A 21,391-nucleotide genomic window follows, 5' to 3' on the forward strand; every position below is an offset into this window, starting at 1 on the left:
GACTATCCTACTGGAGCGACTGTTGCTGCCAGATTCTGCTGCTGGGCGAACTCGCCCAAGCTGCTGGCGCACTCTAGATGCGTTCCGAGTCCTCCAGGCGCAGCTCGGCGCGGAGCTGCTCCAGCTGCCGCGCCAGCTCGGCGGCGTGCTCCTCGCGGATGCGCTGGCGCTCGCTGCCGCCGGAGCCTCCCTTGCGGATGAAGCTGCCCTCGAGGGGCTCATACATGGACAGGCGGAAGTCGAACTTCGTCTCGCGCTCCTTCATGTACGCGAAGCTGCACTTGTGGAGGATGTCGCCCATGCGCTCTTCCTGAAGGGGAATGCCACAGAAGGCGGCGATGCGGCGCACCTGGGCCTCCAGGTTCTCGCGCAGATCTTCGTAGCGAACCCACAACACGTTGTCGTCATGGCGGTGCGGCAGCCACGAGCGCATGTACGTGAACCAGTTGTTGTCGCGAGACCGCAGCGCGCGCTCCACGAAGGCGTTGAAGTCCAGGCGGAACCGCGATGCCATCTCGTTGTGGTAGTAGAACGAGATGATGGAGTCGCGGACGTCGCGCGTCACCAGGATGATGCGCGAGTCCTTCGCCGGCCGCAGATGCTCATAGAGCATGTGCGTCTTCATGAGCCGCGGCGACGGCAGGCTCTCCAGATGGCGGATGCGGTTTCGCATGAGGAGTTCCTCCAGATAGGGCGACACCTGGAGGATGTGGTCGAACTCGCCGCGTCCCTCGTTGAGCAGCTGCACGAGGATCATCTGCACCCAGGTCGTCCCGGACTTCGGGTACGTCGCGATGAAGATGTCCCCAGGCCGGGGCCGGAACTCCATGCGCCAGTGAAGAGGGTCCAGCATCTTGCGGCCCCACTTGGAAAAGCGATCAGCCATGCCCACCGGCAGGGCGAGGCTTCTGACGAGAAATCTCGAGAACCAGTCCATGCATCCAGTCTTACCGGAATGTCGGGGGAAAAAGGGCCTGGGTTCCCGGCGGACAGGGACGCGGAAGCGGCGGGGGAACCGCCGTGGAAGCCGGACCTGGAGACCTCGAAATCGCCCCCCCAGGTTTCGTTCCCGCTTAGTTTACATAACGCATGTTATCGGACGTTCCCATAGAGGGAGACCCGGGGCGTTCTGGGCTGCTCCAGGCCCGTTTCCGGGGCCATTCCCGGCCGGCCTCCGGGCCCGTTGGCGACCGTCCCCGGTCCCCGGCTCCGGTGCTCGGACTCCTGATGCTGGAACCGCGTTGGCGACCGCTGGCGACTGCTCGCGTTCCATGCTGGGCACTTCGCCGGAGGCTCGGCTGCCTGCATGGCAGTCCGTGCTTTCCGGCATCCCTTCCGGCGCATACCGTGGTCGCCCCATGCGCTTCGTTCGCTTCGGATTCGCCGCGGTCGCCTGCTTTGGAGCCCTCGTCCTGACCGGCTGCCCCGACAAGCCGGCGGCCACGACCGATGCCGGCGCGCCCGGTACCACCGCCCAGGCTCCCACGACGCCTCCGCCGGCCCGGTTCTCGCTCAGCTACCAGGCCCCCGATGCCGGCCTGGCCGAGATCTCCCTCGCCCCCGATGAAAAGCCCGCCATCGAGGCCACGTCCGTGCTCGAGCTCCGCAGCTCCATCGGGCTCCGGAACTACCGGGTCCGGCTCTTCGACGAGGCCGAGCGCGCCATGGTCTCCGACGACGACGTCGAGGAATCCGATTCCGGGCTCGTCTACCGCATCAACCTGCCTCAACCCCTGAAGACCGGCTTCGAGTACACCCTGGTCGTCGATGCCCAGACCGGCTCGGCCTTCACGGATTCGCTGGGCCGCGAGGTCGAGGAGCTCCGGACGACGTTCCAGATCGCCGGTGAGAAGGAAAAACCGGCTCCTCCGCCACCCGCCAAGAAGCGCAAGAAGTAGCCCCAGGAGCGCCGCGGCACCTTCGCGGGCCGATGCCGGGCATCGGCGCCCGCTGGGCGACCCAAACGACAACGGCTACCTGCCTCCAGGAATGTTCGTGAAGCCGAGGAAATATTCGCGCCCGCGAAAGAATGTTCTTTTGCGTCCAGGAACATTCTTTTGATGCCGAAGAATGTTCGGGCCGTTTGTCGAGAGGAAAAAGAATGTTCTTGGCGCCCTTCTGGGCAAAAAGAATGTTTCTGGGCGCCCTTTCAGAGATTGTCGACCCACGTCCTCGGAAGCGTCTGCGGTGCTCGACCTCAGGCAGCCGCCCCCGGCAGGCTCCACCGCCGCCAGATTCCCGGCTCGATGACAGCCCCGTCGCCGTCTTCTTCCGCGCTCCGCCGCGGGCAGCAACCCCATCAGGCTCCATTGCTCCCGGCGTCCGACTCGACGACAACCACCACGTCGTCTCCGGCGCTCCGCCACGGGCAGCAGCCCTGGCGCGCACTGGAGCATCGGAGCCTCGGCCCGACGACAGAGCCTGAGACGTCGTCGGAGCCCCTCACTGACGGCAGCCCCGGTACGCTCCGGGGCTCACGGCTACCGGCTCGACCGCCGCCTTCAGCGCTCCGCCACGGGCGGCAGCCCCAGGGAGCTCTGCAGCTCCCGGAGCTTCCCCTGGATGATGCGCATGTTCTGCGGACCCATGCGCAGCAGGTGCTTCTGCGCGGCGCTCAGGCCCTCCAACTCCGGCGAGGCATAGACGTACAGCGCCCCCTGGGGCTGGACCTCCACCGGCCCCTCTGGAATGGGAACGGTCAGCAGGTGCTGGATGGCCCGGCTGAAGGTTCCATCGAACGCCTGACCCGGCGGAGCAAGCTCACGGTGCGCCTGGTCGATGAGTGACTTCAGCTCCCGGTACACGCTGCCCGCCGCCTGGGCATCCAGCGACCCGAACACCCGCGCCACCGTGTCGTACCGCGCGTAGCTCCGCGGCTCGATGGTCGTCTTTCCCTGGGCCCCGGCGACCTCGAAGCCTCCGGCCGGAGCCAGGAATCCGAGGACCATGCGCGGGCTGGCGCCCTCCGCGACGTTGTTCACCGCCGCGGTGAAGCGCCGGACCAGGTCCTTCTCCTGCAGCCACTTCGCGAACTCGGGCTCGGTCGACAGCCGGCCCATCGCATCCCGTACCCGGCCATCACTCTCCGGCAGCGACTCTTCCGGCGGCGCCGCGGCCACTCCCGCGTCCACCACGGGCGTGGCGGCGACCTCGGGCGGGCGCTCCTCGTGCCGCCGAAGGCCGAAGTACGAGGCAATCACGGCCACTCCCGCGAGGCCGAGGACCACGACCAGCGTCTTCACGCGATTGCCACCCGGGGATGGCGAAGACGGCGTTGGCGGGACACCTGCGGGCGTCGGGTGCATCGGGTCGCTCATGCGTTCCTCCGTCGTGAACGCCCCAAGCTACAAACGGACCCTCGGCGCATTCCATGGGGCCCCTGTCGATTCCGCCTCACGGATGTTCAACGTCGGGAACTCGCGTCCGCCCGGGCGGCCGGCCACCGGCCGCTGTCACCCGCCGGAGCCGCCGCCGGAGGGGCCGGAGCCCGTCCGCCCCCGCGCGGTGAGCGCCCGGGCGTAGTTCGCGAGCGACCGGTTGTACATCGGCAGATGACGGGACAGCGCGGTGAGCGCGAGCGCCACGGCCTCCCGTTCCCGCCCGGAGTCGACGAGCGCCAACGCGAGGAACGCGGCCACCGCGTCATCGAGTGCGTCGGACCCGGCCGCCCGTTCGGCGGTCAGCAGCGCCACGCTCTCCTCGACCGCGCCCAGGTTGCGCAGCGTGCTGGCCAATTGAATCACGGCCTGGCGGCGTCGCTCACCCGGCAACCCGGCGGCGAGCGCCTGCCGGTACAACGGCGCCGCCTGCGGCTCCTGCCCGATGGAGTCATGGGCCGAGGCCAGCTCGAACAGCCCAATCGGATGACCCGCCGGAAGCTCGGAGGCCAGGGCCCGGACCTTCTCGATGAACTCGGCGGGAGCGTAGGTGTCGAAGCCGCGCCACAGCTCGGAGATACGCCGCTCCCACTCCGTATCGGGTGTCATCACCAAGTCCCCTACCCGTCCTGCTCCATGGCCCGTACCCTCGCGAGCGTCTGCAGGTCGCGCTCGGTGGGGCCCAGCTCCAGGATGATGCGGCTCACGTCGTACAGCACGTCCCCGCGCTCGAACACGGGCAGCCGGGGGACGTCCTGGTTCAGGTCGTCCGCGCCCCGATTGTACGAGACGTCCATCAGCGTCCGGAGCTGGAAGGAGTCGTAGAGGTTGTACTCCACGAGGAACCGCAGCGCCTCCACGTCCCCGCGGCGCTGGTACGCGCGCCACAGCAGCACCGCGTCGTACCCGTTGACGCCCTTCAGGTGCTGCGGCCGCTCGGCGCCAATCTTCGCTTCAATCTCCTTCAGCCCGCCGCCAATCCCCAGCCGCCGCGTCACGAAGCGCAAATCAATGTGCGCGTCCGGCACCGGGAAGCGCGCCGGCCCGAAGTAGTCGCGCAGCACCGGCACGTCGAAGCACGAGCCGTTGAACGTCACCCACAGCCGCCGCTCCGCCATCGCCTCCGGCAGCGCGTCCATGTTCCGGCCCTGGATGAAGACGTGCAGCCCCGTCGAGTCGAACAGGCTCACCACCGTGGGCGCCTGCGCGTCCCTCCCGTCCGTCTCGATGTCGAAGTAGACGGCGTCGTTCTGGAACTCGGGGTACAGCCGCCAGTGCTCGCGCGGCGGCAGCAGCTCCGCCAGCTTGCGCAAATCCTTCCGCGCCAGCGCGTCCCGCGCCTGGGCGATGCGCTCACGGGCGATGTCGTCCGTCTTCTTGCTGATGGCCACCCCGGTACCGGCCGCCGGGAAGTCGTCCCACGTCTTGAAGCCCCGGGACCACAGGTCCTTCTCACGCCAGGGGCCCACGCCGGGGATGTGCTGGAACGTGCGCTGCAGCATCAATCGAGCGAGCCCAGCCTTCCCGCCACCAGGTCGTTCAGCAGCGGGATGTCCGCCTCGCAGAACGGCAGGGCCTGCATCTCCGCCGGCGTGTGGAACGCCAGCGCATGGGCACCCAGGGGCCTGGGCTCACCGGACACCAGCCGGGCCAGGTACAGCACCAGCTCCACCGTGAGGTCCGGGTACGTGTGCCGGCCTTCCCACAGCCGCCGGCCCACGGCGAGCTCCACGTCCAGCTCCTCGCGGCACTCGCGGGCCAGGGCGGCCTCGTCGGTCTCGCCCTTCTCCACCTTGCCGCCGGGGAACTCCCACAGCAGGGCCCGGCTGCCACCGGGGAGCCGCTGCTGCACCAGGAACCGGCGGCCGTCCTCGGGCTTCGGAATCAGCGCCGCGACGACGCGGACGGTCCTGGTCGCCGCCACCGTCACCCGCGAATCCCGTTCACGTCCAGGGCGTACAGGTAGCCGTTGTTGCTCAGCACGAACACCTGCGAGCCCCGCACGAAAGGCGTGGCGCTGATGCCGTCGCCCGGGTTCCACGCCACCCGCGACTTGCCCGTCTTCGGGTCCAGGAACAGCAGCGAGCGCTGGATGGGCACGAGCAGCATTCCCTGGGCGAACACGGGAGCGAAGGCCGCCCGTTCCCCCAGGGGGAGCGACCAGAGGAGCCGCCCGCTGTCGCTCAGGTAGGCGTCCACCCGGCCATCACCGGTGGCGAAGAGCAGCTGCCCCCGGGACACCAGCGCCGTTACGCCGCCCACGGTGGTGTTCCACACCATGTCGCCGCTCTCCGCCTCGAGGGCGAAGATGCCGCTCTTGTACGAGGCCACGTACAGCCGCCCGGCGTCGTCGATGACGGGCTGCGTGTCCACGTCCAGGAACTCGGAGCCGGAGCCGGACAGCGACTTCTCCCAGGTGGCGCTGCCATCCGCCAGGCTCAGCGCCACGACGAAGCCGTCGGAGAAGCCGACGTAGGCCGAGTCCTCGTGCACCAGCGGCGTGGAGGCACCCCGGACGGTGAAGCCCGCCGGCGGGTCCCTCCGGTACTGCCAGGCCCAGACGCCGTCCGCGGCCTTCACCGCGAAGAGCGTGTCACTCTCCGAGGCCACCAGCACCAGGCCATTGGCCAGCACGGGCACCGTCGCCAGCGACTCGCCGGCCGTGTACTTCCACTTCACCTCACCCGTGGCCGAGTCCAGCGCGTACAGCACGCCGTCACCGCCGGGCACGTAGACGATGCCCTCGCTCACCCGGGCACCCGCGTTGAAGCGGATGGCCGTGCGGAAGGACCACTTCACCTTGCCATCCGGTCCCACGGCGCGGACGTAGCCGTCCCGCGTGAGCGCGATGACGTGCTTGTTGTCCGGGTCGTACGCCGGAGACGCCACCTCGCGCGGCGCGTACTCCAGCGTCTGGGGCGGAGCCAGGGGCGCCCACCAGTCCACCGAGAAGTAGTCCACCGGCGGGTGCGAGGGGCCCCGGGGAATCTCCGGGTTCGTGTAGTACTGCGTCCTGCCGCAGCCGCCCAGAAGCCCCACCGCCGCGGCACCCACCAGCCAACGCTTCCAGCTCACGAGGCCCTTCTTCATGGTGTGGTGACTACCCCGCGTCCTGGCCGGTGGCCGCCGCGGGCTGCGCCGGGGCCGGAACCTTCACGCCCTCGGAGGCGAGCACCGCCAGCCGCTCGCTGGCCTGCCGCGCCGCCGCGGTGTTCGGGTGGTCGGCGGAGATCTTCGACAGCACCTGCGCCGCCTCCTCCTTCTTGTTCTGGAGGATGAGCATGCGGCCCTTGTGGTAGGCGCCCATGCCGGCCAGGTACTCGCCGCCGCCGGCCGAGTCCATCTGCTCGAAGGACTTGATGGCGTCGTCGTACTTCTTCTCGGCCTCGAGCGAGTAGCCCTGGCCCTCCAGCGCACCGGCGCGCAGCGGCTCGTTCTGGGGCGCGTCCTTCAGGAAGGCCGAGAAGGCCTCCTGGGCGGCCGGGTAGTTGCCCAGCCGGAACTGCGCCTTGCCCAGGGACAGCGCCGCCGTCGTCGCCGAGCGGGTGCCGCCGTGCTCCTTGAGGAAGTCGGTGAGCGCCTTCACCAGCGCCTCGTCCCGCTCCTGCAGCGTCTTGAAGGGGGGCTCGGTGTCACCGGGCTGCGCGGGCTCCACGCCCTCCACCGGCCGTTCCAGGACGGCGAGTGCCTGGCCCAGCGCCTGGGAGGCCGTCTCCTCATTGCGCTTGGACACCTCGTTGGCGATGCCCACGCCCAGGCCGCCGACGAGCAGCACGGCGGCGCCGATGCCGATGAGCTTCTGCCGCTGGGCCAGCCAGTCTCCCGCTTCAGCGCCGACCTTCTGGAAGCTGTCCGGAGCGCGGAGCTCCTGCTGGCGAATCTTCTCGGTCTTGGTGGTTCCGGCCACGTCTGGCAACCTCTCTCGTCGCTGCGGTGCTGTACCCCGACAAAGGGGAAAAGAGCGGCGCACTGTACGGAGCGCGCGCCGCGAGTGTCAACGCACGGACGCTTCAGCGCTTCCCCTGGAGGTGCGGTTTCTTTCGCGCCTCCCGCTTCGCCTTGCCGGGGCGCTCCCGGAAGTGGAGGCGGATGGGGACTCGCAGGTCGAACGTCTTGCGGATCTGGTTGGTGATGTACCGCTTGTACATGTCCGGGACTTCTTCCGGATGGTTGCACATGAGCGTGAAGGTGGGGGGCGCCGCCGCCACCTGGGAGATGTAGTACAGGCGCAGGGGCTTGCCCCGGACGATGGGGGCCGGGTGGTTGTCCACCATGTGCTCCAGCAGCCGGTTGAGCTGGGGGGTGGGCGCCCGGAAGCGGAACTGCTGGGCCAGCTCCACCGCCACGTCCACCACCTTCTCCACCTTGGAGCCCGTCAGCGCGGACGTGAAGAGGATGGGCGCGTAGCCCACGAACTTCAGCGCGTACTTCAGGGACTCGCGGTACGTCTCCTGCCGGCGCTGGTCCGCCCCAATCAGGTCCCACTTGTTGACGACGATGACCAGGGCCCGGCCGCGCTCCTCCGCGAGCCCCGCCAGCTTGGCGTCCTGGTCCACCGCCGGCTCCGTGGCGTCCATCAGCAGCACGGCCACGTCGCTGCGCTCCATCACCTTCAGCGCCGCCACCACGGAGAACTTCTCTACGCGGTGGGCAATGGTCTTCTTGCGCCGGATGCCCGCGGTGTCCGTGAGGATGAGCTTGTGGTCCTTGTACGTCAGCGGCGAGTCCACCGGGTCTCTCGTGGTGCCGGCAATCTCGCTGGCCACCACCCGCTTCTCCTTGAGGATGGCGTTGACCAGGGTGCTCTTGCCCACGTTGGGCCGGCCGATGATGGCCACGCGGATGACGCCGTCGTCCGGAGGCGCCTCGGCGCCCTCGTCCTCTTCCCGGGGCGGCAGCTTCGCCACCACCTCGTCGAAGAGGCCCGGCACGCCCAGGCCGTGCTCGGCGGACAGGGGCTGCACCTCGCCCAGGCCCATCTTGTAGAACTCGGCGGCCAGGGCCTGCATCTGCCCGGACGTGTTGTCGAGCTTGTTGGCGGCCACCACCACCGGCTTGCCGCTCTTGCGCAGGTAGGTCGCCACCGCGTCGTCCGCGGGGGTGATGCCCTCGCGCCCGTCGACGACGAAGATGATGACGTCGCACTCCTCCACGGCCAGCTGCGCCTGCTCGCGCACCTGCTGCAGCAGCGTGTCCTTCTCACCGGGGACGAAGCCGCCGGTGTCGATGAACGTGAAGGTGCGGCCCTCCCACTGCGCGTCCGCGTAGTGGCGGTCCCGCGTGACGCCGGGCATGTCCTCGACCAGCGCGAGGCGCTTGCCGACGAGGCGGTTGAACAGCGTGCTCTTGCCCACGTTGGGGCGTCCGACAATGGCAACCAGGGGCTTCATCTCAGTCGTATCCCAGCTTCTTGAGGCCTTCGGGGCGCTCGCTCCAGCGAGGCTCCACGCGCACCCGGAGGTCCAGGTACACGTGCGCGCCCAGGAGGCGTTGCACGGACTTGCGCGCGTCCGTGCCAATGGTCTTCAGCATCTGCCCCTGCTTGCCAATGATGATGGCCTTCTGGCTGTCGCGCTCCACGTAGATGGATGCCGCGATGCGGATGAGTCCGCCCAGCTGGTTCGGCGGCGTGCCCGGCCGGGGCTCCCGCTCGGACTCGTCGAAGATGTCCACCAGCACCGCGGTGGAATAGGGGATTTCCTGGCGGCAGTGGCGCAGCACCTGCTCGCGGATGTACTCGGCCACCAGCGCGCGCTCCTGCTGGTCGGTGAGCATGTCCTCGTCGAAGACGTTCTCCCCTTCCGGCATGTGCCCGAGCACCGCGTGGAACAGCCGCTCCACCCCGTCCTTCTCCCGCGCGGAGATGGGGACCACCTCCGCGAAGGGGAACTCCTTGCGGTACAGGTCGATGAGCGGCAGCAGCGCCGCCTTCGGCAGGGTGTCGATCTTGTTGATGACGAGGAAGGTCGGCTTGCCGATCCTCTGCAGCCGCTCGAGGATGGTGCGGTTGCCCGGGCTCACCTCGAGCTTCTCGCCCGAGGGCGGCTCGATGAGGAAGAGGACCAGGTCCACCTCTTCGGCGGCATGGAGGGCGACCTCGACCATGTAGCGGTTGAGCTCGCCCTTGGCCTGGTGGATGCCCGGCGTGTCGATGAACGCCACCTGCCCCTCCGGGCGGGTGACGACGCCGAGGATGCGGTTGCGGGTGGTCTGCGGCTTGGGCGAGACGATGGCGATCTTCTCGCCTGTCAGCGCATTGAGCAGCGTGCTCTTGCCCACGTTGGGGCGCCCGATGAGCGCGGCGAAGCCGCTGCGGTGTGTCTTGGGGGAGGCCATTGCTTCGGAGGTGGTCTGGGAGCCCCTGAAAGTAGGAGCCCCGTAGGAAGAACGTCTGGAAACGCCGTTTAACAACCCGCCACCCCGCCATTTCGCATGGCCGGGCGGCGGGCGAACGGGCTACGGCTGGGTCGTCGAGATGGTCAGCTTGTTGATGCGCACGTCCTGGCGCGGCCGGTCGCTGGCGTCGCGGGCCACGCCGGCGATCTTCTCCACCACGTCATAGCCCGTCACCACCTCGCCGAAGATGGTGTGCTTGTTGTTGAGGTACGTCGGCTTGGACGTGGTGATGAAGAACTGGCTGCCGTTGGTGTTGGGGCGGCCGATGTTCGCCGTGGCCAGCAGGCCCACTTTGTCGAAGGTGCGGCCGCTCTGGTACTCGTCCGGCACGTTGAAGCCCGGGCCACCGCGGCCGGAGCCCGTCGGGTCACCGCCCTGAATCATGAAGCCCGGAATCACGCGGTGGAAGATGATGCCGTCGTAGTACGGCCGCTTCGTCTTCTGGCCCGTCGAGGGGTCCGTGAACTCCAGCTCGCCGGTGGCCAGACCGACGAAGCTCGACACCGTCTTCGGCGCATCCTTCGAGAACAGGCGCACCACGATGGTGCCCTGCGTGGTGTCGAAGGTGGCATACAGGTCCTTGCCCGCCTGAACCTCGTCCATCATTCCCATGCTGCCCTCCCGTCTGTGGGGGCCCGCCGGAGGGACGGGCCCGTGTCAGGTCCTCTGCCCCACCCTCGCGGGGCTCACTGCTTCGGCGCGGCCGGGGCCTTGGCGCCCGTGTCCTTCTTGGGGGCCGGGGCCGCCGGGGCCTTGCCCTTGTCGCCCGGCTTCGCGCCCGCGGCCGCGACACCCGCCGGAGCCTTGTCGCTCAGCACCACCTGGTTGATGACCACGGCGGTGCGCGGCCGGTCCCGGTTGTCGGTGGGCAGGTTGGAAATCTTCTCCACGACCTCATAGCCCTTCACGACCTCACCGAAGATGGTGTGCCGGCCGGTGAGGTGCGCCGGCGTGGACGTGGTGATGAAGAACTGGCTGCCGTTGGTGTTGGGCCCGGCGTTGGCCATGGCCAGCAGGCCCGGCTTGTCGAAGGTGCGGCCGCTCTGGAACTCGTCCTCGAAGCGGTAGCCCGGGTCGCCCATGCCGGTGCCGGTGGGGTCGCCGCCCTGAATCATGAAGTTCGGAATCACGCGGTGGAAGACGGTGCCGGCGTACAGCGGCTTCTTCGACTTCTTCCCCGAGGTGGGGTCCGTCCACTCCTTCTCGCCCGTGGCCAGCCCCACGAAGTTGGCCACCGTCTTGGGGGCCTCCTTGGGGAAGAGGCGGACGACGATGTCGCCCTCGCTCGTCTTGAAGGTGGCGTAGAGGTCCTTGCCGGCCTCGACCTTCTGGGTCCACTTGCCGGAAGAGGCGGCGGAGGCGGTGCCCGCCAGGAGGCAGGCCACCAGCGCGAACGTCATTCGGAGGGTGGAGTGTCGCATGAGGCGGGCACCTTATGCGCCACCCCTCCGCCCTCCAAGGGGTTTCACGCCGAGGTGTCGTCCCGGGACGTTTCCGCCGTGGCGGGTGTGTCGGACGCCGGAGCAGACGCGGCGCCCTGGCCGAGCCGCTGCGGGAGCATGTCCAGCGTCATCCGGGCCGCGGCCTGCTCCGCCTCCTTCTTGCTGCGGCCGGTGGCGCGCGCGAAGGCCTCCTCGCCGATGATGACCTCCACCTCGAAGATCTTGGAGTGCTCCGGGCCGGACTCCGACACCACCCGGTAGCGCGGCGGCATCTTCAGCCGCTCGTGGACGAGCTGGCCCAGGGCCGTCTTGTAGTCCTTGTCGAGGCTGGAGGCCGCCTCGTCGATGAGCTCCACGAAGAAGCGGTCCACCAGCTGGAGCACCGGCTCCATGCCCGAGCTGAGGTACACCGCGCCGAAGACGGCCTCCAGCGCGTCCGCCAGGAGCGAGTTCTTCTCGCGCCCCTTGTACTTGTCCTCGCCGCGGCCCAGCAGCAGCAGGTCCCCCAGCGGGATGCGCCGGGCCACCAGGGCAAGCCCCTCCTCGTGGACGAGGCGGGCGCGGACCTTGGTGAGGAAGCCCTCGGGCACGTCCGGGAAGCGGCGCCACAGCCGGTCCGCGACGGCCAGGTTCACCACCGAGTCGCCGAAGAACTCCAGGCGCTGGTTGTCCTTGAGGCGCAGGTCCGGGTTCTCGTTGACGTACGTCTTGTGGGTGAGCGCCTCAATCGCCAGGTCCTGGCGGGAGATGGTGACTCCCAGGCGAGACTCGAGGAGCTGCACACGCTCGGCGAGGGTGAGTTTCTCCAAACCCATTCACTCCTGTGGCGCGTCCGGACCCACGAGCCTCACGGCCTCGGGGGCAACCTTCAGCAGGTCCGCCACCATCCGGACGATGCCGGGAAATTCATCCAGCTCGAACCGCCCCGCCCACACCTTTCCCCGGGGCCCCGCCAGCAGCCCCCGGAACGTGCGCCCCGCGACCCTCGCGGCGGCGAAGCGATACGGCTTGCCCTCTACCTGGAGCTGCGCCAGCAACTCCAGGGCGCTGCGGGGAGGCACCAGGGCCTCCGCCCCGAACTTCTCCACGATGTCCGCGAAGCGCACCAACCCCGCCCCGACGGGCGAGGGCTGCGGCCGGGCGGCCGGCTCACCGAACAGCGCCGCCAGGTAGCCCGTCAGGGCCGCCCGCTCGCGGAACTCGGACAGCTCCAGCGTGTGCCCGCCACCAGTGGGCAGCTCCTCGCCGCCCCGCTGCACGCGGGCCACCCGGAAGTTGCCCAGCCGGTCCGCCACGAGCGTGACGGCCAGCTCGCCGTCCACCACCTCGGTGGTCAGCTCCAGCGTCTGCTCGTCCACGCGGGGAGTCAGGCCGAGGACCTGCAGCTCGGCCGACCGCCGCTGCACGTGGAAGATGTGCTCGTTGAACGCGTCCGACAGCAGCGCCTCGATGTCCGAGGCGTCACTGAGCGCGCCCACCAGGATGGGGGCCAGCCCCACCACCGCCGCGGGGGCGATGGGGATGAGGCGGTCCCCCATCACCTGGAAGGTCACCTCGGGGATGAAGGCCCGGGTGACGGGATTCACCAGGGGAGACGCCTCCAGGTCCAGCACCGCTTCGGTGCCAGCCGCGTCCTCCCTCACCTGCAGCCCGAGTCCCTCCAGCCTGGCGGTGTCCATCACGCCCCTTTGAAGATCTCGCGGGCGATGATGGTGCGCTGGATCTCGCTCGTGCCCTCTCCAATCTCACAGAGCTTGGCGTCGCGCAGGTAGCGCTCGACGGGGAACTCGCGGGTGTAGCCGTAGCCGCCGTGGATCTGCACCGCCTTGTTGCAGGCGCGCATGGCCGCCTCGGAGGCGAAGAGCTTCGCCATGGAGGCCTCCTTCGAGTACGGCTTGCCCTCGTCCGCCAGCCGCGCCGCGCGGTGCACCAGCAGCCGGGCCGCGTCCATCTCCGTCTTCATGTCCGCCATCATCCAGCGCAGGCCCTGGAACTCGCTGATGGGCTGGCCGAACGCGGTGCGCTCGCGCGAGTAGCGGATGGACTCCTCCAGGGCGCCGCGGCCCAGGCCCACCGCCAGCGCGCCGATGGTGATGCGGCCCTTGTCGAGGATCTTCATCGTGTCGATGAAGCCGTGGTCCACCTCACCGACGCGGTTGGAGTCGGGGACCTCCACGTTCTCCATCACCAGCTCGGCCGTGTCCGACGAGCGCATGCCCAGCTTGCCGTGGATGGCGCGCTGGCTGAAGCCCGGCATCCCCTTCTCCAGCAGGAAGGCGGTGATGCCCTTCTGCCGCTTCTCGGGGGACGTCACCGCCAGCACGACGAAGACGTCGCCGACGGTGCCCTGGGTGATGAACATCTTGGCGCCGTTGAGCACCCAGTTGTTGCCGTGGCGCACGGCCGTGGTCTTCATGCCGGAGGCGTCCGAGCCGGAGCCCGGCTCGGTGAGGCCCCAGGCGCCGAGGTACTCGCCGGTGGCCAGCTTGGGCAGGTACTTCTTGCGCTGGGCGTCCGTGCCGAACACGCGCAGGTGGCTGGTGCCCAGGCCGTTGTGGCTGGCCACCGTCAGCGCGAGCGAGCCGTCATAGCGGGCGATCTCCTCCACGGCGACCGCCACTGCGAGTGAGTCCATGGCGGCGCCCCCGTACTCCTCGGCGACCAACATGCCCATCACACCCAGCTGCCCCAGCTCCCTCACCACCTCCAGCGGGAACTTCTCCTCCTTGTCCCACTCCCGGGCGTACGGCTTCACCCGGCTTTCGCAGAAGTCTCGGAGGGAGGACTGGAGGGCGCGGTGGCTTTCAGGAAGTTCGAAATCCATGGTCGGCAGGATCTATAGCAAAGCGCCCCGGCGCAGGCCGGGGCTCGCGAAGGGAGGAAGTTTTCCTACTCAGACGGGATAGACACCGTGCTTCTTCTCGGCACGGGGCGCGTGGCGCTGGGAGTACAGCTTGTAACGCTGGGCCAGCTCCTGACGCAGGCTGTCACCCGGGATGATCTCGTCGATGACGAGCTCGCTGGCCAGCTTGTAGATGTCCACGTCGGCCTTGTACTCGTCGCGCAGCTTCTGGACGTAGGCCGGCCGCTCGGCCTCCGGCAGGTCCTGGATCTTGTTGTAGTAGACGGCATTCACGGCCGCCTCGGGACCCATGACGGCGATCATCGCGCCCGGCAGGGCCAGGGTGGCGTCCGGGGCGAAGCCGGGGCCGCTCATGGCGTAGAGGCCGGCGCCGTAGGCCTTGCGGACCACCACGCAGATCTTCGGGACGCTGGCCTCGGACACGGCGGAGATCATCTTCGCGCCGGCGCGGATGATGCCGGCCCGCTCCACCTTGGTGCCGATCATGAAGCCCGGCACGTCCGCCAGGTAGAGCAGCGGGATGTTGAATGCGTCACACAGCCAGATGAAGCGCGCCGCCTTGTCCGCGCTGTCCACGAACAGCACGCCGCCCTTGTACTTGGGCTGGTTGGCGACGATGCCCACGGGCATGCCGTTGATGCGCGCCAGACCGGTGATGAGCTCCTGGGCGAAGAGCTTCTTCACCTCGAACCAGCTGTCCTCGTCGATGAGCTCCTTGATGAGGGCATGCATGTCGAAGGGCTTGTTCTGGTCGGCGGGGACGATTTCGTCCACGCGCTTGCCGCTGCCCTTGGGCGCGAGCGCGGGCGCCTCGGGAGGCCGCTGGCTGAAGTTCTCCGGGAAGTAGCCGATGTACTTCTTCGCCGCGGCGATGGCCTCCTCCTCCGTCTTCACCAGCACGTCGCCGACGCCGGAGATGGAGCAGTGCATCTTCGCGCCGCCCATCTCCTCGAGCGTCACCTTCTCGCCAATGACCATCTCGGCCATGCGGGGGCTGCCCAGGTACATGGAGGCGTTGCCGTCCACCATGATGACCAGGTCACAGAAGGCGGGGATGTACGCGCCACCGGCGGCGGAGGGCCCGAAGAGCAGACACACCTGGGGCACGAAGCCGGACATGTGCACTTCGTTGTAGAAGATGCGGCCGGCGCCCCGGCGACCGGGGAACATCTCCACCTGGTCGGTGATGCGGGCTCCGGCGGAGTCCACCAGGTAGAAGAGCGGGCAGCGGAGCGAGCGGGCGGTCTCCTGGATGCGGAGGATCTTCTCCACCGTGCGGGCGCCCCAGCTGCCGGCCTTCACCGTGGAGTCGTTGGCCATGATGGCCACGGTGCGACCGGCCACCTTGCCCAGGCCGATGATGACGCCGTCCGAGGGCAGCTCGGGGTCCAGGTTGTTGGCGAGCTTGGCGTCCTCGACGAAGGAGCCCTCATCCACCAGCAGGCGGATGCGCTCACGGGCGAACAGCTTGCCCGACTCCTTGTTCTTGGCGTGGTACTTCTCCGCGCCGCCCTTCTCCACCTGCGCGATCTTCTCCAGCAGCTTCGAGTCTTGGGACATGGCCCGGGCCACATAGCAGAAAGGTCCTCGGCTGGCTGCCTTCTCGCCGAGGGTGCGTTGCGTCGTGACGTCCAGCTTACGACGCACCGTGTGAACGAGGGGGCGCGGGGGGTGCCGCTGAGGGCTTCCCTGCCTACCTTGGAGCCTCACGGGGGCGACCACGCGAGCAAAGAAACGCCTCCGACAATCATCTGGCCCTGGGAGGGACGCATGTTCGCAGCGAAGAAGACCAAGTGGATGGCGAAGGGGTTGGCCAAGAGCGACCTCGTCCGGAAGTTGGTGGCCCAGAAGCTCATCAATGACCTTCCCCGCGCGGCGAAGGACACCTGGGACGACTTCGACCCGGATGACGTGCTGCGTCTGGTGGGGCTCACCACCTACAAGCCCGCCCGCACGGGTGCGGGTGGCCTGGGCGCCTTCCTCATCGGCGTGGCCGCCGGTGGCGTGGCCGCGCTGCTCCTGGCCCCGAAGACGGGCACCGAGCTGCGCACCACCGTCAAGGACAAGGCGATGGGCTACATGAACAAGCAGAACGTCAACATGGGCAGCGAGAAGACCGCCAGCGCCTGAGGCGCGGGGTCTTTTCGACACACCTGACGTGAGTGCGCGGGGGCGGGGCCCGGGTCATCGGGCCACCGCCCCTGGCATTTGAGACCTACCGGCCCTTGTAGACGGGCGGCCGCTTCTCGGCGAAGGCGCGCAGGCCCTCGAGCCGGTCCTCCGTCTTGAGGACCTCCTCGTACTTGCGCAGCTCCAGCGCGAGCGCGTCGTCCAGCTCCAGGCCGGTGCCCTCGTCGATGGCGTGCTTGGCGGTGGCCACGGCGATGGGGGCGTTCTCCACCACCGACTCGGCGAGGCTGTAGGCCACCTCCAGCAGGTGCCCCTCGGGCGCCAGCCGGTTGACCAGTCCCACGCTGAAGGCCTCGGCCGCGTTGATGCGGCGGGCGGTGAGGATGAGGTCCTTGGCCCGGCCCGGGCCGATGAGGCGCGCCAGCCGCTGCGTCCCTCCGCCGCCAGGGATGATGCCCAGCTTCACCTCGGTGAGGCCAAGCTCCGCCGCCGGGGCCGCGACGCGCAAGTCGCACGACAGCGCCAGCTCCGTGCCGCCGCCGAAGGCCGCGCCGTTGATGGCGGCGATGAAGATGCAGTCGCTCTTCTCGATGGCGCGAAAGGTGCGGCGCAGGCCGTCGAGGAAGGCGCGGACCTCGTCCTCGGCCATGCCGGAGCGCTCCTTCAGGTCCGCGCCCGCGCAGAAGGCCTTGTCGCCCGCGCCGGTGAGGATGACGGCGCGCACCTGGCGGCCCGAGGACACGCGCGCGACCATTTCGCCCAGTTCCTTGAGCATGGCGCGACTGATGGCGTTGCGGCGGCCCTCGCCGTCGATGGTCCAGATTTCGATGGCACCCCGTGCGTCGACCTTGAATTCCGGCATGTGCACTCCCCTCCCCGGGCCCGTCCGGCGGGCCGCCCTGGGACGCGGCAGAGTGCGGCGGGAAGCCCGGTCTGGCAAGACGGAAACGGTTACGATTGGACTCATGTCCTGGCGTACCGCGCACGTTCGACTTCTCGGGTGGGCTCCCTGGCTGCCCACCGCCCTCGTCCTGCTGGCCCTGGCCGCTCCCCTGGAGGCCCTGGCGCGAGGAGGCGGAGGCGAGCACTACACCCGCCCCTCGTCCGATGACAGAGACGGCGGCGGTGGCCTCCCCGCCTGGTTCATCAACGAGATTCTCTTCCTCGTCATCCGCTACCCGAAGGTGATGATTCCGCTGATTCTCATCGGCGGGGTGGCGTACTGGCTCTACCGGCGCAACCTGCACCCGGACGCCACCACGCGCCGCGCCCTGGAGCAGCGCGAGGCGGACCGGCGCACCCGCGTCTCCCAGCAGGACGTGAGCGGCTGGGTGAATGCGCTGAAGCTCAAGGACTCTGCGTTCGAGCTCCCACCGGTATTGGACAAGACGCGCTGGCTCTTCCTGGAGCTGCAGAAGGCGTGGTTCCAGCGAGACATGACGCCGGTGCGGCCCTTCCTGTCCGACGCCACGTGGCAGCGGTTCAACGTGCAGTTGCAGCTCCTCGCGGCGCAGGGCGTGCGCGACGCCATCACCGACTTCGAGGTGCTCGACGTCCAGCTCATCGGGCTGGAGCAGAGTCAGTGGTTCGACAGCATCCACGTCCGCATCCAGGCGCGGATGCGCGACACCGACGTGCCCGCGTCGTTCAGTGACGCGCAGGCCACGGAGGCGGCTCGCAAGGCGCCGCAGGAGTCCTTCACGGAGGTATGGACCTTCGTGCGCAAGCCGGGCGCGCAGACGCGCGTGGGCGCGGACCTGTACCAGGGCAAGTGCCCCAACTGCGGTGCTCCGTACGCGGGCGGCGCGGCCAACCGCTGCGAGTACTGCGGCGCGGTGGTGAACTCCGGCAACTACGACTGGACACTGTCGGAGATCACGCAGGGCGTGGAGCACGAGCACGGCCACAGGCCGGTGGGCGGACTGGCGCAGGCGCGTCAGGCGGACCCCGCGCTCAACCTGGAGATCCTGGAGGACCGCGCCTCGCTGCTGTTCTGGCGGTGGATCGACGCGCAGAGCCGTGGGGACATGAAGCCCCTGACCAAGGTGGCCAGCCCGGTGGCGCTGCAGCGGCTGGGCGCCGAGGTGGAGGAGCTGCGCGGCAGGGGCCGCAGGCGCGTGTTCCTGGAGTGCGCCGTGGGCTCGGTGGACGCGCACTGCTTCGAGGTGGACCCGGCGGGCCATGACCTGGCGCACGTGGAGATCCGCTGGAGCGCGCGGATGGGCGTGGGGCCCGCCAACGAGCGGCCGCCGCAGCTGCCCACGGTGCCGCAGCGCTTCGTCTTCACGCTGACGCGCCGGCATGGGGCGCAGACGAACACGGCCAACGGCATGTCCACGGACCGGTGTCCGCAGTGCAACGCGCCGCTCACGGACAGCGCGGCGAGCACCTGTGACTTCTGCGGCACGCAGCTGGCGAGTGGTGAGCGGGACTGGGTTCTCGTGTCCGCCCTCCCCTACGAGGCGTGGGGCGTGTCGCAGGACCAGCGGCACCAGGCCAACGTGCTTCGCGAGGCCGTGGCGGTGGAGAAGGCCGCCGCTCCCGCCACCGATGCGGTGATGGACGTGCAGGAGCGCCAGCGGCTGCTCTACATGATGGCCGCCATCGCCGCCGCGGACGGAGAGGTCAGCGGCGCCGAGCGCAAGCTGCTCAAGCTGTGCTCGGAGCGCTGGGGCGTGGAGTGGGCCAACGTGGAGATGGCGCTGGGTGCCGGGCCGCAGCTCTTCGAGCGGCTGGTACCGCGCGGGACTCCCGAGGCCGAGCTCTTCCTCCGCAACATCGTGGAGATGGCGATGGTGGATGGCCGCATCGACCGGAAGGAGCGGCGCATGCTGGAGTCCGCCGCCGAGCACCTCGGCCTGCGGGAGCGGCTGGACGCGATGATTTCGCGGCAGTAGCTGGGGTTCGAAGGGGCCGGGGGCATTCCCCGGCCATTGGGGCTACTGAGACAGGTCGTCGAACACCGCGGAGAGGCTGGTGGCGCTCAAGGACCGGTCGAACCAGAGGTCGAGAGTGTCCACGTCGGTGCAGTTGAGGATGCGCTGCCGGGCCTCCTCATGCACGTACACCCTCCTCTTGGCGAGTATCCGCAGGATGTCCTCGGCACGCCCGCGACTCACCCCCTGCGCAAGCCCTTGCTGGCGTCCCTGCTCGATGAGTTCCTCGCCCCAGCCACGCATGACTTCCTCCGTTCGTTGCTGACCCAGCACCGAATGTAACTCCCGTCTGGCCGCCGTATGCGAGGCCTTGTTCCCGACCAGCAGGAGGTAGCGAACGAGGAAGAGGTCATGCGGTCCCGACATGGTGAGCCGGGCCCAAAGCACGCGGCGGGCCAGACACTCGCGTCAACGCAACGGGCGGCCCGGAGTGTCTCCAGTGCCGCCCGTCCAACCGCCTCGAACCTGTTCAACCCCGCGTCACGTCCGCGCGCTGCGCGAAGCCTTCTTCTCCCGCTCACCGAGCGCGGCCTGCAGGTACTTGCCGGCCAGCTTCCGGCCGATCAGCTCCTGGGCAATCTCCCCGGCCTCCACCAGCTTGTCGAGGTTGATGCCCGTCTCCACGCCCATGCCGTGCAGCATGAACACGGCATCCTCCGTGGCCAGGTTGCCCGCCGCGCCCGGCGCGTAGGGACACCCGCCCAGTCCGCCGATGCTCGCGTCCAGCGTCGTCACTCCCGCGGACAATCCCACCAGCGCGTTCGCCAACGCCGTGCCGCGCGTGTCGTGCATGTGCAGCGCCAGCTTCTCCACCGGGATGTGCTTCAGCAGCGCCTCGAGGATCTCCTCCGTCTGGCGCGGAGTCCCCACGCCAATCGTGTCCCCCAGGCTGAGCTGGTAGATGCCCGCGTCCACGAGCTGGCGGCAGATGTCCACCACCCGCGCCACCGGCACCTCGCCCTCGTACGGGCAGCCCCACACCGTGGACAGGTAGCCGCGCACGCGCATGCCAGCATGCAGGGCCGCCACCGTCACCTCGCGCGCTCCCGCCAGTGCCTCGGCGATGCTCTTGTTGATGTTCTTCTTCGAGTGCGCCTCGGACGCGGAGATGAAGACCGCCGCCTCCTCCAGCCCCGCCTCGCGCGCCCGCTGCAGGCCCTTCAGGTTGGGCACCAGCGCGGAGAACACCACGCCCTCCCGCCGGCCCACCAGGCGCAGCAGCTCCTCCGCGTCCGCGAGCTGCGGAATCCACTTCGGAGAGACGAAGGACGTCACCTCGATGCGCTTCTCGCCCGCGGCGACCAGCGCGTCGATCAACCGTGCCTTGTCCCGCGTCGGCAGGGTGCGCAGCTCGTTCTGCAAGCCATCCCGCGGGCCGACTTCATACACATCCACCCGCTTCGGGAGCTGGCCCAGCCAGCCTGGACGCGCTCTGGGATTTTCTTTCGTATCCACTGGACGCCTCAGCCTCGTCGGCGCTGTGCCGCGATAATCAGGTCGGCCGCATGCGGCGCGGGCGGCTCACCAGCCAGCCCACCATGCACCCACTCCGTTGAGAAGCCCGTGCTTTCCAACAGTCGTTGCAGTTCCGCAAGCGGGTAGTAGCGAATGGAATACGACGCGGTGAGCCGCCGACCAGTCGGTAGGGACAGCGTTCGCTGGCCCATGTCCCTGCCTGTAACGGCGTCGAAGCGGCTTTGCTCCTCCAGCACGCTTCCGTCCGGCAACGTCTGTCGGAATGACGCGCCGGGCGATTCCGCCAATCGCTCGTACGGCACCGTCTGGAACACCAACCGCCCTCCCGGCCGCAGCACCCTCGCCACCTCGCGGAGGATGTGCACGTGCTCGGCGTCCGTGAAGGCGAAGAGTGTCGAGTACCAGGCGTATGCCCCCGCGAGTGACTCGGGGCGAAACGGCAGTGCCTTCAAGTCGCCCTGCACCGCCGGGAAGCCCGGCCGCCGCATCGCCAACGACAGCGCGTCCAACTCCAGTCCGATGATGCGCCCGGCCAGCGGACCTGACGCATTGAGTCGTGAGGCATGGCGTCCGTGCCCACATCCGAGGTCGATGATGGGCTCCGGGCCGGGCACGTCCGCGAAGGCGCGCGCGAGGTACTCGGCCTCCTTCTCCGTCACGGCCTCGGAGAGGAAGGGCAGCGTGCTGCGCAGATAGAGTTCGCCGAAGAAGGACACGGGTGGGAGGGTACGGACACACCGCCTCCGTGCAAGCCCATGAAGTCATTGCCCC

Annotated in this window: 22 protein-coding genes; 3 read left to right on the forward strand and 19 right to left on the reverse strand. The window is 68.9% G+C overall.

Going from position 1 to position 21,391, the window contains the following annotated elements:
- Positions 1-73 precede the first annotated feature (73 nt).
- Positions 74-886: a sulfotransferase domain-containing protein gene (locus HG543_RS01815; protein WP_169342884.1), complete on the reverse strand. Its 813-nt coding sequence runs from the start codon at positions 884-886 to the stop codon at positions 74-76.
- A 385-nt stretch (positions 887-1,271) separates the two neighbouring features.
- On the opposite strand from HG543_RS01815, the gene HG543_RS01820 reads away from it, so the two are divergent.
- Positions 1,272-1,898 (forward strand): hypothetical protein, encoded by a 627-nt coding sequence (locus HG543_RS01820; protein WP_439332596.1) that lies wholly within the window; start codon positions 1,272-1,274, stop codon positions 1,896-1,898.
- Positions 1,899-2,501: 603 nt separating this feature from the next.
- On the opposite strand, the gene HG543_RS01825 is transcribed toward HG543_RS01820, so the two are convergent.
- The 14 genes from HG543_RS01825 to HG543_RS01890 all read right to left on the reverse strand — a co-directional run bounded on the left by HG543_RS01825 (position 2,502) and on the right by HG543_RS01890 (position 15,638).
- The gene (locus HG543_RS01825; protein ID WP_343073247.1) at positions 2,502-3,242 is read right to left on the reverse strand and encodes a DUF3014 domain-containing protein; all 741 of its coding nucleotides are present in this window, start codon (positions 3,240-3,242) and stop codon (positions 2,502-2,504) included.
- A gap of 210 nt (positions 3,243-3,452) precedes the next feature.
- Complete coding sequence (locus HG543_RS01830; RefSeq protein ID WP_169342886.1) at positions 3,453-3,986, reverse strand: tetratricopeptide repeat protein; 534 nt, start codon at positions 3,984-3,986, stop codon at positions 3,453-3,455.
- Positions 3,987-3,997: 11 nt separating this feature from the next.
- Entirely contained in the window at positions 3,998-4,879 is an 882-nt protein-coding gene (locus HG543_RS01835) for a ribonuclease H-like domain-containing protein (RefSeq protein ID WP_169342887.1), read from the reverse strand.
- Positions 4,879-5,307, reverse strand: coding sequence for an NUDIX domain-containing protein (locus HG543_RS01840; RefSeq protein ID WP_169342888.1), 429 nt, complete (start codon positions 5,305-5,307; stop codon positions 4,879-4,881). Before HG543_RS01840 ends, HG543_RS01835 begins: the two co-directional genes overlap by 1 nt.
- Positions 5,304-6,452 (reverse strand): outer membrane protein assembly factor BamB family protein, encoded by a 1,149-nt coding sequence (locus tag HG543_RS01845; RefSeq protein WP_500690499.1) that lies wholly within the window; start codon positions 6,450-6,452, stop codon positions 5,304-5,306. Before HG543_RS01845 ends, HG543_RS01840 begins: the two co-directional genes overlap by 4 nt.
- Positions 6,453-6,477: 25 nt before the next feature.
- Positions 6,478-7,284, reverse strand: a complete 807-nt coding sequence (locus HG543_RS01850) for a tetratricopeptide repeat protein (RefSeq protein WP_169342890.1) — start codon at positions 7,282-7,284, stop codon at positions 6,478-6,480.
- A gap of 103 nt (positions 7,285-7,387) precedes the next feature.
- On the reverse strand, positions 7,388-8,767 hold the full coding sequence (gene der, locus HG543_RS01855; RefSeq protein WP_169342891.1) for a ribosome biogenesis GTPase Der: 1,380 nt from the start codon (positions 8,765-8,767) through the stop codon (positions 7,388-7,390).
- A 1-nt stretch (position 8,768) separates the two neighbouring features.
- Entirely contained in the window at positions 8,769-9,713 is a 945-nt protein-coding gene (gene era, locus HG543_RS01860; protein WP_169342892.1) for a GTPase Era, read from the reverse strand.
- Between the two features lie 120 nt (positions 9,714-9,833).
- The gene (locus HG543_RS01865) at positions 9,834-10,379 is read right to left on the reverse strand and encodes a peptidylprolyl isomerase (protein ID WP_371876491.1); all 546 of its coding nucleotides are present in this window, start codon (positions 10,377-10,379) and stop codon (positions 9,834-9,836) included.
- 80 nt (positions 10,380-10,459) lie between these two features.
- Positions 10,460-11,194 carry a peptidylprolyl isomerase gene (locus HG543_RS01870; RefSeq protein ID WP_169342894.1) on the reverse strand — a complete coding sequence of 245 codons (735 nt, stop codon included), beginning with the start codon at positions 11,192-11,194 and terminating at the stop codon, positions 10,460-10,462.
- Positions 11,195-11,238: 44 nt separating this feature from the next.
- Positions 11,239-12,030: a ribonuclease III gene (gene rnc, locus HG543_RS01875; RefSeq protein ID WP_171817801.1), complete on the reverse strand. Its 792-nt coding sequence runs from the start codon at positions 12,028-12,030 to the stop codon at positions 11,239-11,241.
- Entirely contained in the window at positions 12,031-12,894 is an 864-nt protein-coding gene (locus HG543_RS01880; protein WP_171817802.1) for a hypothetical protein, read from the reverse strand.
- On the reverse strand, positions 12,894-14,039 hold the full coding sequence (locus HG543_RS01885) for an acyl-CoA dehydrogenase family protein (protein ID WP_169342896.1): 1,146 nt from the start codon (positions 14,037-14,039) through the stop codon (positions 12,894-12,896). Before HG543_RS01885 ends, HG543_RS01880 begins: the two co-directional genes overlap by 1 nt.
- Positions 14,040-14,108: 69 nt before the next feature.
- Positions 14,109-15,638: an acyl-CoA carboxylase subunit beta gene (locus HG543_RS01890; RefSeq protein WP_169342897.1), complete on the reverse strand. Its 1,530-nt coding sequence runs from the start codon at positions 15,636-15,638 to the stop codon at positions 14,109-14,111.
- A 210-nt stretch (positions 15,639-15,848) separates the two neighbouring features.
- Here HG543_RS01890 and HG543_RS01895 point away from each other — a divergent pair, with 210 nt between their 5' ends.
- The gene (locus HG543_RS01895) at positions 15,849-16,208 is read left to right on the forward strand and encodes a YtxH domain-containing protein (protein WP_169342898.1); all 360 of its coding nucleotides are present in this window, start codon (positions 15,849-15,851) and stop codon (positions 16,206-16,208) included.
- A gap of 85 nt (positions 16,209-16,293) precedes the next feature.
- Here the strand turns inward: HG543_RS01895 and HG543_RS01900 are convergent, their stop codons facing one another.
- Positions 16,294-17,070, reverse strand: coding sequence for an enoyl-CoA hydratase-related protein (locus HG543_RS01900; RefSeq protein WP_169342899.1), 777 nt, complete (start codon positions 17,068-17,070; stop codon positions 16,294-16,296).
- Positions 17,071-17,173: 103 nt separating this feature from the next.
- Between HG543_RS01900 and HG543_RS01905 the strand changes: the two genes are divergently transcribed.
- Positions 17,174-19,105, forward strand: coding sequence for a TIM44-like domain-containing protein (locus HG543_RS01905; protein ID WP_169342900.1), 1,932 nt, complete (start codon positions 17,174-17,176; stop codon positions 19,103-19,105).
- Between the two features lie 42 nt (positions 19,106-19,147).
- Here HG543_RS01905 and HG543_RS01910 read toward each other — a convergent pair whose 3' ends face one another.
- The 3 genes from HG543_RS01910 to HG543_RS01920 all read right to left on the reverse strand — a co-directional run bounded on the left by HG543_RS01910 (position 19,148) and on the right by HG543_RS01920 (position 21,336).
- On the reverse strand, positions 19,148-19,387 hold the full coding sequence (locus tag HG543_RS01910; RefSeq protein ID WP_246356687.1) for a hypothetical protein: 240 nt from the start codon (positions 19,385-19,387) through the stop codon (positions 19,148-19,150).
- A gap of 237 nt (positions 19,388-19,624) precedes the next feature.
- The gene (locus HG543_RS01915) at positions 19,625-20,599 is read right to left on the reverse strand and encodes a hydroxymethylglutaryl-CoA lyase (protein ID WP_169342902.1); all 975 of its coding nucleotides are present in this window, start codon (positions 20,597-20,599) and stop codon (positions 19,625-19,627) included.
- A gap of 8 nt (positions 20,600-20,607) precedes the next feature.
- Positions 20,608-21,336, reverse strand: a complete 729-nt coding sequence (locus HG543_RS01920; protein ID WP_169342903.1) for a methyltransferase domain-containing protein — start codon at positions 21,334-21,336, stop codon at positions 20,608-20,610.
- Between the last annotated feature and the right edge of the window lie 55 nt (positions 21,337-21,391).

The sequence above is a fragment of the Pyxidicoccus fallax genome, from assembly GCF_012933655.1.
GTDB classification, from domain to species: domain Bacteria; phylum Myxococcota; class Myxococcia; order Myxococcales; family Myxococcaceae; genus Myxococcus; species Myxococcus fallax.

What these genes read in the sequence shown, in the direction of transcription:
- HG543_RS01815 (WP_169342884.1), bottom strand. Translation starts at nt 886, where the DNA reads ATGGCTGATCGCTTTTCCAAGTGGGGCCGCAAGATGCTGGACCCTCTT.
- HG543_RS01820 (WP_439332596.1), top strand. Translation starts at nt 1,272, where the DNA reads ATGCTGGGCACTTCGCCGGAGGCTCGGCTGCCTGCATGGCAGTCCGTG.
- HG543_RS01830 (WP_169342886.1), bottom strand. Translation starts at nt 3,986, where the DNA reads ATGACACCCGATACGGAGTGGGAGCGGCGTATCTCCGAGCTGTGGCGC.
- HG543_RS01835 (WP_169342887.1), bottom strand. Translation starts at nt 4,879, where the DNA reads ATGCTGCAGCGCACGTTCCAGCACATCCCCGGCGTGGGCCCCTGGCGT.
- der (WP_169342891.1), bottom strand. Translation starts at nt 8,767, where the DNA reads ATGAAGCCCCTGGTTGCCATTGTCGGACGCCCCAACGTGGGCAAGAGC.
- era (WP_169342892.1), bottom strand. Translation starts at nt 9,713, where the DNA reads ATGGCCTCCCCCAAGACACACCGCAGCGGCTTCGCCGCGCTCATCGGG.
- HG543_RS01865 (WP_371876491.1), bottom strand. Translation starts at nt 10,379, where the DNA reads ATGATGGACGAGGTTCAGGCGGGCAAGGACCTGTATGCCACCTTCGAC.
- HG543_RS01870 (WP_169342894.1), bottom strand. Translation starts at nt 11,194, where the DNA reads ATGCGACACTCCACCCTCCGAATGACGTTCGCGCTGGTGGCCTGCCTC.
- rnc (WP_171817801.1), bottom strand. Translation starts at nt 12,030, where the DNA reads ATGGGTTTGGAGAAACTCACCCTCGCCGAGCGTGTGCAGCTCCTCGAG.
- HG543_RS01880 (WP_171817802.1), bottom strand. Translation starts at nt 12,894, where the DNA reads ATGGACACCGCCAGGCTGGAGGGACTCGGGCTGCAGGTGAGGGAGGAC.
- HG543_RS01885 (WP_169342896.1), bottom strand. Translation starts at nt 14,039, where the DNA reads ATGGATTTCGAACTTCCTGAAAGCCACCGCGCCCTCCAGTCCTCCCTC.
- HG543_RS01890 (WP_169342897.1), bottom strand. Translation starts at nt 15,638, where the DNA reads ATGTCCCAAGACTCGAAGCTGCTGGAGAAGATCGCGCAGGTGGAGAAG.
- HG543_RS01895 (WP_169342898.1), top strand. Translation starts at nt 15,849, where the DNA reads ATGTTCGCAGCGAAGAAGACCAAGTGGATGGCGAAGGGGTTGGCCAAG.
- HG543_RS01900 (WP_169342899.1), bottom strand. Translation starts at nt 17,070, where the DNA reads ATGCCGGAATTCAAGGTCGACGCACGGGGTGCCATCGAAATCTGGACC.
- HG543_RS01905 (WP_169342900.1), top strand. Translation starts at nt 17,174, where the DNA reads ATGTCCTGGCGTACCGCGCACGTTCGACTTCTCGGGTGGGCTCCCTGG.
- HG543_RS01910 (WP_246356687.1), bottom strand. Translation starts at nt 19,387, where the DNA reads ATGCGTGGCTGGGGCGAGGAACTCATCGAGCAGGGACGCCAGCAAGGG.